Here is a 14696-nt window from a genome sequence, read left to right on the forward strand (position 1 = left end):
TGGCTCCCTGCATGAACAGGAAGATCACCTTCTTGGCCTTCACCGGGAAATGCGGGGCCTTCGGGGCCAGCGGCTTCGGCGCCTCGGCCGCCCGGCTTTTCGCCGCCTCCTGGCCGAGCAACCCGGCGAGGGCCAGATACCCAAACCCGGCGCCGGCGGACTTCAACACCTGCCGCCGGGACACGGCCGAGATCAAATCGGGGGAAAACATATTCGACAATCCTTGAGTTTTAAATTTCGTGAGTATTTCGTTTGGGTTCCGGCGGTTGGCCCGGCGACCTCACCCCCCGCCCCCCTCTCCTGGCAGAGAGGGGGAGCAAGAGGGCGTCAATCTCTGTTCGTTGCGTCAGCGCTTCGCCGGCCTGTCTGGTCCCCCCTCTCTGTCAGGAGAGGGGGTTAGGGGGTGAGGTGGCCTTTTCCTCACCGCACGTATCGAAACTCCGCCGACCCGATCAACGCCTGCACAAAGGCCAGCCAGGCAGCGGTGCGGCCGTCTTTCGCCTTCACATCGGCTTCGACCACCGACTCGCCAGTTTGGTCCACTTGATCCGGGTCAATGATCGGGGCCGCAGCCTCGTCTTTCTTGGCCGGAGTCTTCGGTTCGACTTTCGGCTTTTCCACGGCGACCGGCTGTTGCCGGAATGACGACTCATACTCGCCGATGAAGGCGTTGGCCCGGTCGGTTTCCTTTGCGGTCGGCAGGCGGCCGAAGGCGAGGCGATAAGCTTTTTCAATCCGGGCGGCGTCGCTGGCGTCTTTCTCCTTCAAGAGCTTTTCGGCCAGAAGCAACGAGTGTTGCCGGACAAACGCGGAGTTCAGCAGGAACAATGCCTGACCGGGGACGTTCGTGGTTTCCCGGTTGCCGGAAACGAGCGTTTGGTCCACCGGATCGAACGGGGCCAGCGATTTCGGCGTCACGCCGCGAAGCAGAGGGAGGTAGACGCTGCGGTGTTCGGTCTTGTCGGCCGCTTCATTGATGTTCTTGGCCTCGGGGCCGTTGTCCCGCATTTCCACCATCCGCAGTTCCTTGGCCGGGGAGGCCGCCGGGCGGGCGCGGTCCAGCGTGCCGACCACTTGAAGGGCGGCGTCGCGGATTTCCTCGGCGTCCAATCGACGGGGCGTGTGCCGCCAGATTAGCTTGTTCGCCGGGTCGGCCGTCAGGTGCGTGGCCGGGGCGTCGTTGCCGAGTTGGTACGACCGGCTCAACACCACCGCCCGCACCAGCTTCTTCACCGACCAGCCATCCTGCACAAACCGCCCGGCCAGATGGTCGAGCAATTCCGGATTGGCGGGAACGTCGCCGTTGATGCCGAAGTTGTCCGAAGTGCTGACGATCCCCCGGCCGAACAGGTGCTGCCACACCCGGTTGACGGCCACGCGGGAGGCCAGCGGGTTGTTCGGGCTGGTGAGCCATTTGGCCAGTTCCAGTCGGCCGCTTTGGGCGGGGTTGATTCCCTTCACTTCCGGCACGTTCAGCACGGAGAGGAAACCACGCGGAACCACGGGCCCGAGCTTTTCGGCCTCGCCGCGCAGACGCACTTCGGTGTCGGCGATGGTCTTCGCATCGCGCACCCCGTGGACCGCATGACCGGCTTGGGCCGGATCAGTCAGCCCGTTGAACTCGGCCTGCAACGCCTCGTATTTCAATCGGAACGGCCGTTGCACCGGCTGGCCGTTCGGAGCTTTGGCCAGCCCCTTCGGCGTGCCGCGAATCTCATCCCACGCCTTCTTGGCGACGGCCAGTTCGGCCTCCAGTTTCTTCACCTTCTCCGGGTCAGCAGCCGGGGCCGTTGAAGAGAGTTTCACCAGCATGGCAGGGTCATAGTAATCGAGGCCGCCGCCCCCCATTTTGTTCCGCACACCGGCGCAATTGTCGGTGCTGGTGAAGATGCCGGCGAGGGCGTAATAGTCGGTCGTCGGGATCGGGTCGAACTTGTGATCGTGGCAGCGGGCGCAACTCACGGTGAGCGCCAGCGTCGAGCGGGTGACGGCGTCCACCTGCTCATCCACGTTGTCCATCACGAAGCGGACTTTGAATCGCTGGTTCACGTCCTTCACGCCAAGGGCCAGAAAGCCGGTTGCGGTGAGAAGGCGGTCACGCTCGGCGGGCGTGGCGGCGGGGAGCAAGTCACCGGCGACTTGCTCGGTGATGAAGCGGTTGTACGGCACGTCCGCGTTCACGGAGTCGATCACATAATCCCGGTACTTCCACGCGTGGGGGTACGGGATGTTGCGGGATGGCCCGGTCGATTCGCCATAGCGGGCGACATCCAGCCAGTGTCGGCCCCAGCGTTCGCCGAAAGCCGGGGAAGCCAGCAGCCGGTCAACCACCTTGGCGAAGGCGTCCGACGAACCGTCTTTCACGAAGGCGTCAATCTCGGCCGGGGTCGGCGGCAGGCCGGTCAGGTCGAAGGTGATCCGGCGGATCAGCGTCGTCTTGTCCGCGTCGGCGACCGGCGGGAGTTTCTTTTCCTCCAGTTTGGCCAGCACAAAACGGTCGAGATCGTCTTTCGCCCACGCGGTGTCTTTCACCGTCGGCACGGCCGGTTGTTTCAACGGCTGCCAGGCCCAGTGGTCTTTCTTCAACTGGTCGTATTCGGGCTTGCCTTTGCCGAGGCTGGCGGGGATCTTCGGCTTGGGCCACACGGCCCCGTCGGCGATCCACGTCTTGAGATCGGCCAACTGTTCTTCCGACAGATGTTCCCCTTGAACGGGCATCCGCCGCTTGGCATCCCCCGTGGAGGTCCGTGTCAGCAACAGGCTCTTGGCCGGATTGCCGGGGACGACGGCTGCCCCGGTGTTGCCGCCGGTCAGCAGGCCCTTGTGATCGTCCACCCGCAGGTTCCCGGCCGGTTTGGTCTCGGCCGAGTGACAGGCGTAGCAATGCTCCACAAGCATCGGCCGGATCTTCTTCTCGAAGAAAGCCAGTTTGGCCGTGTCGTCGGCCGGTTTCGTCTCGGCCAGGGCCGCGGCCGGGGAGCCGACGGCCAGAGCCGTCAGCAACCGGGCCATCAGTCGGCGATTCAGGGTCATGGAACAAGTTCCTTTGTTACTGGCGGCCAACCTCACCCCCCGGCCCCCTCTCCTGACAGAGAGGGGGAGCAAGAGAGCGGAAGCCGGTCGCCCGATCATCATGGTCTGACTCCCCCTCTCTGCCAGGAGAAGGGGTTGGGGGGTGAGGTCGTTTTCGGTCAACCAACGCAATTCATCACTCGATGTTTTTCTTCTTCGCAGCCGGGGCGGGCAGCCATGTCGGGGGCACCAGCTCGGCGTTCCACTTTTCCCAAAGCTCGGTCAGTTCTTTCACCTTCTCCGGGTTCTTGGCGGCCAAGTCGGTCTTCTCGCCGATGTCGTCGGCGAGATTGAACAACTTCGCCCCGTCGAGGCGTTTCTCAGTTCGGGTCACCGGGCTGCCCGGTTCGTTGGCCTTTACCAGCTTCCAGTCGCCGGCACGGATGGCGACTTGGGCGCCGAACCGCCAGTAGAGGGCCGTGTGCGGCGGGTCTTTCTTTTCCCCGGTGAGCGTGGGGAGCAGGTTGACGCCGTCAAGCTTCCAGTCGGTCTTGGCTTGGGCGCCGGCGGCGTTGAGGATGGTCGTGTGCAAATCAAGCTGGATCACCGGATGATCCAGCGTCCTGCCACCGGCGAAGGCGGCGGGCCACTTGATGAAGTAGGGCACGCGGACGCCCCCTTCCCATGTCGTCGCCTTGAAGCCATGCAACGGGCCATTGTTGGAGCCGTTCACCGGCGGGCCGCCGTTGTCGCTGATGAAGGCCACCAGCGTGTCTTTTTCCAACCCGGCCTTGTTCACGGTCGCCAGCACTTGGCCAATGGCGTCGTCCATCGCGGACATCATCGCGGCATATTTTTGCCGTTTTTCATCCTTGATGGATTCAAACCGCTTGAGATATTTTTCCGAGGCTTCCAACGGAGTATGAACAGCGTTGAACGTCAGGTAAAGGAAAAACGGGTCTTTCTGGTTCTTCTCGATGAACGACACGGCTTCGCGGGCAAACGCATCGGTCAGGTATTCCTTTTCCTCGACGGGTTTGGTTCCCCGCACAATGGCGTTTTGGCCCATTCCGTTCTTGAAGTAGTCGTGGGCGCCGCCGAGGAAGCCGAAGTATTCATCGAAGCCCCGGTTGATCGGGTTGAACTGGTCCTCGAAGCCGAGGTGCCATTTGCCGACCATCCCGGTCTTGTAACCAATGTCCTTCAACCGGCTGGGAAGCGTGGTTTCCTTCAGGCTGAGGCCAAAGGCCGCCTCCGCTTTCGGGCCGGGGTTGAACTCATGGCCGAAGCGCTGCTGATACCGGCCGGTAAGCAATCCGGCCCGCGTGGGCGAACAATACGGCCCGGAGACATAACCATTGGTGAACCGCACGCCATCCTTGGACAACTTGTCGATGTTCGGCGTCGGGATGTCCTTCACCCCGTGAACACCGATGTCCCCATAGCCCATGTCGTCGCCGACGATCATAATAATATTCGGCCTTTTGGGGGCCGCGAGGCTGAGGCTTGCGGCCATCAGCAGGACAGTCAGCGTGAAAAAAATCCGTCTCATGAACATCGCTCCGGGTCGTCAGGTGTCTCAGTTGGTGTTTGCCACTTCGCCGCTATCCACGGAAATTAGCCGAGCAAGCACCCGAATGTCAATCGTTTGCTTCACGAACCGGACAGACCCGTCACCGAACAAGAAGTTGCCGCCGCCGGTATGGAAGGAGTAAAACTCCCCCGAGTTTTTGCAGTTCATCGGGCAGGGGCCAGTGTCGGCCGTCCCCGTGGCAAAGTCCGTTCCCCGCATTCCCTCGACGTCGCTGGCGGGTTGAACCCAACCATCCGTTTGCAGATCGTCAATCTTTTTGCCCAATATCCAAGTGCCGGGGCGGCCGGCCGATTCCCCAAGAACCAGCGTGTTCGACAAGCCATCGGTCACAGAGGACAGGTATCGCTGGCCGCCGTTCAACCCGGTTCCACTGGGAACTTTCCCTAATGGCAAAAATCCGTTGTCGGTGTTCGAGGCCGTCGCCGACGCCGGCGCGACGTTAACAATCGTGCTGATCTGATCCGCCCAACCGGCGGTGGCGAGCGCCCGAGGAACCCGCCAGGCCGAGGCATAATCATTCGGCGAGAGCGTTTTTCCGGCCGCGTTGACGTATGTCCGTTGTCCGGGCGACGAGGGGCAACTGAACACATTCACCGGAGTGGCCGCCGTCGGGGCGTTGTTTGCCGAGTTCCAGTCCGCGTTCACGGTCGTGCCATCGGTGGCGATGGTGTAATTGCGGAACAGGTTGTCCTGTTCCAAATAAGGCAGCAAAAACAACGTCCATGAATGCCGGGTGTTGCGAGCCGGGGCCGGGGTGTAGTTATGCCGCACAGCGCCTTGAAAGTAACCCAAGGTGTTTTCCTGGTTGGCAAACCCAAGCCCCAGTTGCTTGAGGTTATTGGAACACTTCATCCGGTTGGCGGCCTCCCGGATCTTTTGCACGGCCGGAAGTAGTAAGCCGATCAGAATGGCGATGATGGCAATCACCACCAACAGTTCAATCAGGGTAAACCCGCGCCGAGAGAAAGAGACTCGTGTCATTGGGAAAATTCCTTATTTCTTGCGGGTAAGCTTGGCCGAGGTAATCTGGATTGGCGTCAGATCGTTTGAGCCGGCGGCGACGGTCAGTTTCAGTGGGTTCGGACGTTCCGGGCTTTGGTGTTCGCCGTGCAAGGCGTCACGATCCCCGCCAGCCGGCCAGTGGATCGTCACCACGTATTCCCCGGCGGGAACACCATCCTGCGGGCTGAAAGTGCTGAACTTCACCGTTCCGTCATCAGCGACCTTGCCGGCCGGCCGGTTCCGAAACTGCGTCTTCCACTCTCCGGCCTCCGGATGCAGGGTGATGCTGGCGCCAGTGGCCGGGGCTCCGTTGACGAGAACCACCGTTTTCACCGGGTAGGTTTTCGGCTTGCCGCCTCCGCCGCAACCGGACGATGTCAATGCGGCCACGATGGTCAGACAAACCATCAGGGAGCTTGAAGTTCGGAACATCGCAAGAAACCTCATGTTCAGTCAGCTAGGGAGGATTCTGCCGTTGAATCTCTCCGCACATCGTTGACCAATGTGTGACCCATCAGATATCGCAGTAATATGATCGCAGAGATGATCTATTTCAACCGATAAAGGTTCGGAGACGGCCAGCCGAGGAACTACTTCGTCACAAAACCTGACATGGACACCTAAAGATTTTTTGAATTAAAGTGGTATTATTTAAGCATTTATGTCAATATTTTTCTGAGGGATTGTCTGTGGCACCCAAGTCGGCTCGACCTGACGAAGTGGGTGGAAGAGCAACCACTTTCGATGGGGTTTCCTCAAAATCATTCGCCATAACATGACTACGTCAATGACTGGGAGCGAATCATGCACCATCAAGTAATCATTAATCTCGATGAGACGGCTTTTGCCACTTGGAGGAAATAGAATTGAGTCCGTCTTTTGATTTGCCAGGCTGACTGACGCAGCGGGGCTCTTGGAGTTCAACCAATTACTTGAAGGAGATTTCCGGGGGAGGGGCAGAAATTGAAGCGCCCCCGACGAACGCCGGGGGTGCTTGAGGAAACCTCAAATCACAGAGCCGCTGAAACATCACCGGCCGGGAGAATCGGAGGTTATCTCGCGCGGGCTGAGAGGGCCAGTTGCACTTCTGATGTCTCCGACACCACGAACGACAGGCCGGAGGTCTCGATCCGAAGGAACCGTTTGGCAAGCGGCGGCCAGCCGGGCTTTTTCCCGTGGTCGTCCACATCATCCGAGACGACGATCCGGGCGTTGTATTTTCCGGGCGCCGCCCCCTCTCGCATCTCGCCTTCCAGCAGGCTCACCAGTTTGAAACGGCCATCCTTCTGGATGACCCCGGACGCCCGGACAGCCGGATCGGTTTCCAGCACCCCTTCGACGGAATGTCCCGCCAATTGCGAGACATCGGCGCCGTCGAGGGTGATCGTTCCCGTCACCGGATGGGTTTTCGGGCCGGACCTTCCACAACCAGCAGCCCCCGTCAGGATGGTCAGCAGCGCAATAACCGGGAAGCTCTTTTTGAATCGTTTCATCGGCATCATGGCCGGTTTTCCTCCGAGAGTCATTCAAGGGATGGAGATTAGTTGTCCAGCGCGATTTCGTTTCCGGCCCGCGTGACCAAGGCGGTCAGCAAGTCGGCCGAGGCGGTGTTTCGGATGGGTTTCACGCTGCCGTCGCCGAACACGAACAGGGTGACGCCGGTGTGCGGGCCGCCAAAATTGGTGTTGGAGGTGGCCGTGGCGTCGTTTTCCGGACTCAGGAGCCGCACGGTGGTCCCGTCCACGCTTCGGCCCATCATCCGGCGAATCGAGTTGTTCTGCCCGCCGAAGATGCTGCGGTCTTCGTTCTTGCCTCGCAGGGAGGCGGGGCGAATGTGCTTTTCCCCGAAAAACGTGGTGTTGCTCAAACCGTCCGTGATGCCGGAGAAACCAAATTGCCCGGCTCTCCACGAGGACATGGTGGTGCCGGAAATGGTCATCATGCTTGGCGGCAGGGGGACGATGGCCCCGGTGGATTTGTCAACCAAGGCATCCGGGCCGAACGAGGCGGCATAATCCGTCAGCGCCCCGCCGGCGGGCGTGAAATCGCTGACACTCAAGACCGGAAGCGGGCGGGACGGGCAACTGTACATCTTCGGCTGGGTTTGGTAGGCCGCCGGTGTTTGCAGCGAGGCGACCAGCCGCAAATCCCACAGTTTGAACTGGTTGTCTTGCTCCAGATAAGGCAACAGGAGGACGCCCCACGAGGCCCAGCCGTCCGGGTCCACGGCATTGGTGCCGATCCACGCCGGAACGACGGCATCATTCACGTCGTGATAGTTGTGGGAAGCCAAGCCAATTTGTTTGAGATTGTTGGAGCATTTCAGGCGGTTGGCGGCCTCCCGGATCTTCTGGACGGCGGGCAGCAACAAGCCAATCAAGATGGCGATGATGGCAATCACCACCAGCAATTCGATGAGCGTAAAGCCGGTCCTTTGTCGAGGCGAAGGCATTTTTGAAAACTCCCTTTGTTCCATGTCATGCTTGGGCGCTTGTTTCGGCCCAATCACATATCGCAGTAATATGATCGGCTAAATGATCTATTTCAACCGACAAAGGTTCGGCGAACGAATTCCGGGAGGCCACTCCGTCAAAAAACCTGACATGACCGGCCGACTGTTTTAGATGCAAAATACTTTCTGATAATAATTTGCGTTGATTGATTTCAGGAAAACTGGTGAGGGTGAGCAAACGGCCAGACGTAACAGAGTGGGTGCAGGCCAAGCATTTGGGACTGGATATTTCGAGAAGCCATACGCTATACATGACTTAATGAATGATTTAGATCGTAAAACATCTGCATTTTAGTGAACATTGACCTGACGAAGTGGCCTGCCCCTCCGGGGGAATGGGCTCATTTTGATTGACCAACGAACCGATTCCAATTATGTTCATCAAAATGACAAACTTGATCGAGTTTTTACGGAAAGTTCGTGTGTCATGGTGACTTTGCCCAGACAGGATGCGTCTTGGGTGACGCCCTCACCCCTCTCCCGCACGCGGCCGACGGACAAGGAACACGACCGGCGCGAGCCAACACCGGCTCCTACGGTGCTGGCTCGTGTGGAGGGCCACGCCATTTTGACCGACACCACGATCCCGCTTTCTCCTGTTGAATCGGAGCGAGAGCGGCGCTTGGGGGAATACCTCGACCATTTCCAATCGGTCTTCCAACGAACCGATCAGTTTGAGCGATTTGGCCTCTATTTGCGCGGCTTGCTTGAGCCCGGCGACCGCAAAAACGTGGAGGCCATCGCCACGGCCGCCGGCGAGCAGGTTCGCGGCAAGTCGGATCTGACGCAAGCGTTGCAGCATTTCATTAGCCAAAGCCCGTGGGAAGCGGCGAAGCTGATGGTCGCCTATCGGAAGATCCTGTCGAAACGCCCGGCCGACCCGGAGGCCGTGTGGGTGGTTCACGATGGCGTGTTCCCCAAAAAAGGCCGTCATTCGGTGGGGGTGCAGCGGCAATTCGCCCGCTCGGTGGGTCGCAAGCTAAACTGCCAGATGGCGGTGGTGGTCGGGCAAGTTGGCCCGAGCGGCTATTACCCGCTGGCCAGCCGACTTTATCTTCCCGCGTACTGGCTGCAAGAACACCAGGAGATTGCGGAGAAGATGATTCCCGAGGAATACCGAAAGCCAACCTCCAAATACGAAATCGCCCTGAGCCTGATCGACGAATTGCGGGCCGAACAGCCCCGCGTGCCGGGAATCATTGCCGAGGAAGGTTATGCCACTCTTCCCGGCTTTATTGACGGATTGAACGACCGGCGACTCGGCCTGCTGGACGGCCGGGCCGAATTGGTGGCCGAGGCTCACCGATTATTTGACGGCTTGAGGCTGGACTTGGGATTGGATCACTTTGAGGGAAGAACCTGGCAGGGCTGGCATCACCATGTGAGCTTAGTGTTTGCCGCCTATGGTTTTCTGGCGTTTGACGGAGTTTAAGTCACCTTTCGGCTTCCATTAATCATCAATTGTTCATCATCTCCACGATGAACAATCTAATCTTGACATAGTCGGCCGAACAATCCAATTAGTCGCTAGACATCCACCTTTTGACTTGTTACTTTTCCTGTGTCGCGGAAACAAAACAAGCCCGTGTGATGAACGAATTCACCACACAGGCTCGAAGGAAACGGAATCACGGATCGCTCAGTTGATTGAAAACTCAGCTTTGCGGGTCTGGGGTCGCACTTTCAGTTGTTCCCGCGTTTGTTCGGCGGCGAGCCGGTAGATCTCTTGAATTCGGGATTGCTGGGCCATGCCGAACATCTGGAACATCGGACACGGGACAAACGCACAAGCAACCGGGGCCGCAATGGTCACGGATGAAGAGCGGAAGTATTCCCGGAAGCGATGTTCCAACATGTCAGGCCCCTAAAAAAAAGACGACTGATTTAGTCAGCTATTCATTTGGCACTAAACTAATGAACTTAGTTTTTTATCTGTCCGAATTCTAACCGGAACTGGCAGAAAAGCAACTAAATCGGTCGGGCAAGTCGGGTATTTTTGACGTTTTTTTGCATTGAGTACGAGAAGATCCGTCAAGGCGGGTGCTGACGTTGATCTTTGAAGAAACATCACCCATCAGGTAATCAAACATGTCAACCGCAATGATGATGGACCGCGCCGCGATGACCATGCCCTCCATGGGAACCGGAATGTCGATGGGCTCGATGCCCTCCATGATGCCGAACATGGTCATGGTGCCCCGCTGCACGATGAAGATGGAAAAGATCACCGGCGGGATGAAAATCACCTGCATGTGTGAGGACATGGCTTCCTGCACGATGATGCAGAACCTCTGCTCCATGATGGCTGGCGGCATGTGTTCCATGATGTGCTCCATGAATGGCATGATGGTGTGTTGCCACAACATGATGATGGGCACGTGCAAAATGGAAATGACCAACGACGGCTGCTGCATGACCTGCACCAGCGGCGACAAGGCTTGCTGCGACATGATTCAAGGCTGCTGCGACTGCATGATGGCCTGCATGAAGTCCGGCTGCGTATGCTGCATGATGATGGGCGGCACTCCGGTTTGTTGCTGCATGGCATAATTGGCCGAATGGCCGGAAAATGACTCATGAATCTGTCGGGCTTTCCAGCCTGACAGATCCGAATTGTCGGTCTTACTTCTTGCGATTCGCGGTCACCACTCGCGGGTGGCCGTCGATGTCTTTGAACGACTTCACATTCTCCAAGCCTGCTTCAGCGGCGAAGAGCTCCCGCACGGCCGTTTCCTGTTGGTAGCCGATTTCGACAATCAGCAAACCGCCTGATCGAAGATGAGCGGTCGCCCCGCTGGCAATCTGGCGGTAGAAGGTCAGGCCGTCCGGGCCGCCGTCGAGGGCTGAGCGGGGTTCGTAGTCCTTGACGGTCTTGTCCAGCGTTTCCAGTTCCGCGTGCGTGATGTACGGCGGGTTGCTGGCGATCAGATCAAACGTCTCCCCGGCGACCGGCCCGAAGACGGACCCCTCCAAGAACCGGACGCGATCCGTCAGTTGGTGGGTGGCCGCGTTCTCTTTGGCCACTTCCAACGCGGCCGGGCTGATGTCGATGGCCGTCACACGGGCGGTGCGGTGTTGTTTGGCTAGAGCGATGGAAATGCAGCCCGATCCGGCGCCGATATCCAGCACGGCCGGGGCGTTGAGCGGCTTGAGAAACTTCGCCGCCTCCACCACCAGCAGTTCCGTCTCCGGCCGGGGAATCAAAACGGCCGGGGTGACCTTGAACTCCAACGAGAAGAATTCCTTCCGGCCGACGAGATAGGCGTTCGGCATTCCCTCGGCCCGCTTCTTGATGATCTCGCGGAAACGAGTCCGCACCGCCTCGGCCGGTTCTTCGTCATGCCGAACGTACAGGTCAATTTTCTTGCAGCCAAGGGCGTGGGCCAGCAGAATCTGGGCCTCCAACCGGGCCGGTTCGATTTCTTTCTTGCGCAGAAAATCTTCGGTCCACGCCAGCAACCGTTTGACTGTCCAGATTTCTGCGGCCATTCCGTTGTCCTTTGGTGGAGTTTTCAGTTTTCAGTTTTCAGTTTTCAGTGAAGACACGTGCCGGGTGGAAACGGCGTACCTCCGGCATATGTCTTCACTGAAAACTGAAAACTGAAAACTGAAAACTTACGTCAATCCATCCAGCCGTTTCTTCCGATCCACGGCCACCAGCGTTTGAATCACTTCCGTCAGGTCGCCCATGATGATGGCGTCTAGTTTGTGGAGGGTCAGGCCGATGCGGTGGTCGGTGAGGCGGTTTTGCGGGAAGTTATAGGTGCGGATGCGGTCACTGCGGTCGCCGGTGCCGATCTGGCTTTTGCGGGCGTCGGCTCGCTCCTTGTGCAACTTCAACCGCTGGTTCTCAAACACACGGGACCGCAACACGCGCATGGCGCTTTCGCGGTTTTTCCGCTGGCTGCGCTCGTCCTGGCACTTCACTTCGACTTCTTCGGGCGTCCCCCGCTTGTACCACAGGCGCACGGCGCTTTCCGTCTTGTTCACGTGCTGGCCCCCGGCCCCGCCGGCCCGCATCGTCTCCACCTCGATGTCCTCAGGGTTCAAATCCACCTGCACATCGTCCGGTTCCGGCAAAATGGCCACGGTGGCGGCCGAGGTGTGAATGCGCCCCTGCGTCTCCGTCTCGGGCACCCGCTGGACGCGGTGGCCGCCGGATTCGTATTGAAGTTGTTGGTAAACGCCGTCGCCGCGCAGGCCGAAGACGATTTCCTTGAAGCCCCCCGCCTCGCCGGGGCTGACGTCGATTTCCTCGATTTGCCAGCCTTGTGTGCGGGCGTAGCGGGTATACATCTCGAACAGGTCGCCCGCGAACAAGGCGGCTTCATCCCCGCCGGTGCCGGCCCGGACTTCGACGATCAGCGAGCCGTAATCTTCGCCGTCGTCAACGAGCAATTTGTCCTCGACTTTGTTCTTCAGCTTTTCCTGAGCCGCGCGAAGGGAGGCGACTTCCTCCCCGGCGTAGGCCCGCATCTCGGGATCGGTTTCGGCGGCGAGCATTTGCTCGGCTTGGGCGAGGTTCTTGGAGACTTCCTCGTATTCCATGTACGGCTTGACGAGCTTGGCCAGGCTGGCGTGTTCCTTGGCCACGGTGGCGTAGCGGGCCGCGTTGGTCGCCACTTCCGGCTCGACCATCAAGGCTTCCAACTCCCGATATCGGACTAGTTTTTTGTCAAGGGACGGCCACATGATCGCTCTTCCCGCCAGTCGGACTCGAAACAATCATTGTACGGGGAAACTCCCGCCCGGAACCGGCCTTCCCTGCCCGAACCGGGCCGGAACCGTATAATCTCCCCCGACGCCAACCCGACCCGCGAGGATGCTCCGAAACCCATGAGCGATGCCATCGACCCCCTCAAACCCAAATACAACCGCGTGCTGCTCAAAATGAGCGGCGAAGCCTTTGGCCACGGGGGGCAAAGCGGCATCAGCATCTCCGAGACGATGGGCATCGCCCACCAGATCAAGCGGGTGGTGGATCGCGGCGTGCAACTGGCCGTCGTCGTTGGCGGCGGCAACATTCTTCGCGGGGCGCAGTTCTCCGCGAAGGGCGAAGTCATCAAGGAAACCACGGCCCACTACATGGGCATGCTGGCCACGATCATGAACGGGCTGGCCTTGCAGGAAGTCCTCGAAAGCCTCGGGATGCAAACCCGGCTGCAAACCGCCCTGCGGGTGGACAGCGTGAGCGAGTTCTTCATCCGCCGTCGGGCGATCCGGCACTTGGAAAAAGGCCGTGTGGTGATCCTCTCCGGCGGGACCGGCAACCCGCACGTGACCACGGACACGGCCGCCGCCCTGCGTGGCATCGAACTGGAAGCGGATATCATCCTGAAGGCGACCCGCGTGGACGGCGTGTACTCGGACGACCCCGAGAAAAACCCCCACGCCACCCGGTACGACCGGCTGACTTACGACCGGGTTTTCAAGGAAGGTCTTCGGGTGATGGACCTCTCGGCCATCGACCTGTGCGCCGACAAGAAACTGCCGATTTTGGTGTTCAACTACAAAAAAGAAGGGAACATCGAAAAAGCCATCGCCGGCCACCCGATTGGAACGCTGGTGACGGCGTAAGGCAGCGACAAGCCTCTGGCGGGTAGATGGTTTTGGAAAAGTAGGCCAGGCTTTCTAGCCTGACAGACCCGTCAGGCTAGAAAGCCTGACCTACGTTCCAGAGGCTTCTACTCACTTGCTCCCCCTTCCTTCTTAGGGAAGGGGGCCGGGGGGGGTTAGGTTGCCGGGCGAGAGACTTGCCCGCTAACATCAGGTTCTTTGAAGCTTTGACATCATTCTTTGAAGCGAGTATTCACCATGACACCAGATCAGGCCATCAAAGACAGTAAAGATCGGATGGAAAAGGCCCTCGACGTTCTTCGCAACGAGTTGAAGGGGCTGCGCACCGGGCGGGCGTCCCCGGCGTTGCTGGACGCCCTCCGGGTCGAGTATTACGGGCAGTTCACGCCGATCAAGCAACTGGCCTCCGTGAGCGCGCCGGAAGCCCAGCAACTCATGATCAAGCCGTTCGACGCGGCCGCCCTCAAGGACATTGAAAAGGCCATCCGCGCCAGCGACCTCGGCCTTGCCCCGGACAACGACGGCAAAGTCATCCGGCTGAAAATCCCGGCCATGTCCGGCGAACAGCGGACCAAGCTGTCCAAGAAGGTGAAGGAACTGGCCGAGGCTTCCAAGGTCTCCTGCCGAAACGTGCGCCGCGACGGCAACAAGCACATCGAAACGGCCGAGAAGGAAAAGACCGTCCCCGAGGATGATGCCAAGAAGGCCAAGGAAAAGCTGCAAGCGATTCTCAAGGAATACGAAACCAAGGTGGACGAGGTGGCCAACGCCAAGTCCAAGGAAATCATGGAAGTGTGAGCAATTGAAGATTGGAGTGGCCTGGGCGGCGTTGGTTTTCCGGTCTGAAGGACCGGCTAACATAGCCCGGCCCGTGAGGGCCGGGTAATCAAACCATCAAACGACCTCGGTCTGAAGGACCGATTATTGGTCAAAGGTCCGTGAGGGCCGCGATGACAAACACCGGCCGATAACCGGTCCTTCAGACCGGAAAACCTTGCG

General features: G+C 59.3%; 12 protein-coding genes and 2 pseudogenes. 3 read left to right on the forward strand and 11 right to left on the reverse strand.

Annotated features, from left to right (window positions below):
* The 7 genes and pseudogenes from BGIM_RS67275 to BGIM_RS0126410 form a co-directional block, all read right to left on the reverse strand.
* A pseudogene (locus BGIM_RS67275) lies at window positions 1-211 on the reverse strand (DUF1501 domain-containing protein); the annotation flags it as partial.
* 209 nt (window positions 212-420) lie between these two features.
* Window positions 421-3033 carry a DUF1549 domain-containing protein gene (locus tag BGIM_RS0126380; protein WP_020472708.1) on the reverse strand — a complete coding sequence of 871 codons (2613 nt, stop codon included), beginning with the start codon at window positions 3031-3033 and terminating at the stop codon, window positions 421-423.
* A 175-nt stretch (window positions 3034-3208) separates the two neighbouring features.
* The gene (locus tag BGIM_RS0126390) at window positions 3209-4564 is read right to left on the reverse strand and encodes a sulfatase (RefSeq protein WP_169331891.1); all 1356 of its coding nucleotides are present in this window, start codon (window positions 4562-4564) and stop codon (window positions 3209-3211) included.
* A gap of 27 nt (window positions 4565-4591) precedes the next feature.
* A complete protein-coding gene (locus BGIM_RS52515; protein WP_020472710.1) occupies window positions 4592-5587 on the reverse strand; it encodes a DUF1559 domain-containing protein in 996 nt (331 codons plus the stop codon).
* Between the two features lie 12 nt (window positions 5588-5599).
* On the reverse strand, window positions 5600-6040 hold the full coding sequence (locus BGIM_RS58305; protein ID WP_020472711.1) for a hypothetical protein: 441 nt from the start codon (window positions 6038-6040) through the stop codon (window positions 5600-5602).
* 620 nt (window positions 6041-6660) lie between these two features.
* Window positions 6661-7110, reverse strand: a complete 450-nt coding sequence (locus BGIM_RS0126405) for a hypothetical protein (protein WP_157369440.1) — start codon at window positions 7108-7110, stop codon at window positions 6661-6663.
* Between the two features lie 38 nt (window positions 7111-7148).
* Entirely contained in the window at window positions 7149-8060 is a 912-nt protein-coding gene (locus BGIM_RS0126410; protein ID WP_040890605.1) for a DUF1559 domain-containing protein, read from the reverse strand.
* Between the two features lie 487 nt (window positions 8061-8547).
* Between BGIM_RS0126410 and BGIM_RS0126420 the strand changes: the two are divergent.
* Window positions 8548-9375, forward strand: a pseudogene (locus BGIM_RS0126420) (IS701 family transposase); the annotation flags it as partial.
* A 384-nt stretch (window positions 9376-9759) separates the two neighbouring features.
* On the opposite strand, the gene BGIM_RS0126425 reads toward BGIM_RS0126420, so the two are convergent.
* From BGIM_RS0126425 to prfA, 4 genes are all read right to left on the reverse strand, one after another.
* Entirely contained in the window at window positions 9760-9975 is a 216-nt protein-coding gene (locus BGIM_RS0126425) for a hypothetical protein (RefSeq protein ID WP_020472715.1), read from the reverse strand.
* Between the two features lie 88 nt (window positions 9976-10063).
* Entirely contained in the window at window positions 10064-10570 is a 507-nt protein-coding gene (locus BGIM_RS63330; protein WP_020472716.1) for a hypothetical protein, read from the reverse strand.
* 172 nt (window positions 10571-10742) lie between these two features.
* A complete protein-coding gene (prmC, locus tag BGIM_RS0126440; RefSeq protein WP_020472718.1) occupies window positions 10743-11609 on the reverse strand; it encodes a peptide chain release factor N(5)-glutamine methyltransferase in 867 nt (288 codons plus the stop codon).
* A 126-nt stretch (window positions 11610-11735) separates the two neighbouring features.
* Window positions 11736-12812, reverse strand: coding sequence for a peptide chain release factor 1 (prfA, locus tag BGIM_RS0126445; protein WP_020472719.1), 1077 nt, complete (start codon window positions 12810-12812; stop codon window positions 11736-11738).
* A gap of 144 nt (window positions 12813-12956) precedes the next feature.
* Here prfA and pyrH point away from each other — a divergent pair, with 144 nt between their 5' ends.
* Window positions 12957-13697, forward strand: a complete 741-nt coding sequence (pyrH, locus tag BGIM_RS0126450) for a UMP kinase (RefSeq protein WP_029630568.1) — start codon at window positions 12957-12959, stop codon at window positions 13695-13697.
* A gap of 237 nt (window positions 13698-13934) precedes the next feature.
* Window positions 13935-14495 (forward strand): ribosome recycling factor, encoded by a 561-nt coding sequence (gene frr, locus BGIM_RS0126455; RefSeq protein WP_020472721.1) that lies wholly within the window; start codon window positions 13935-13937, stop codon window positions 14493-14495.
* The last annotated feature ends 201 nt before the right edge of the window (window positions 14496-14696 follow it).

It is taken from the genome of Zavarzinella formosa DSM 19928, from assembly GCF_000255705.1.
Classification (GTDB): domain Bacteria; phylum Planctomycetota; class Planctomycetia; order Gemmatales; family Gemmataceae; genus Zavarzinella; species Zavarzinella formosa.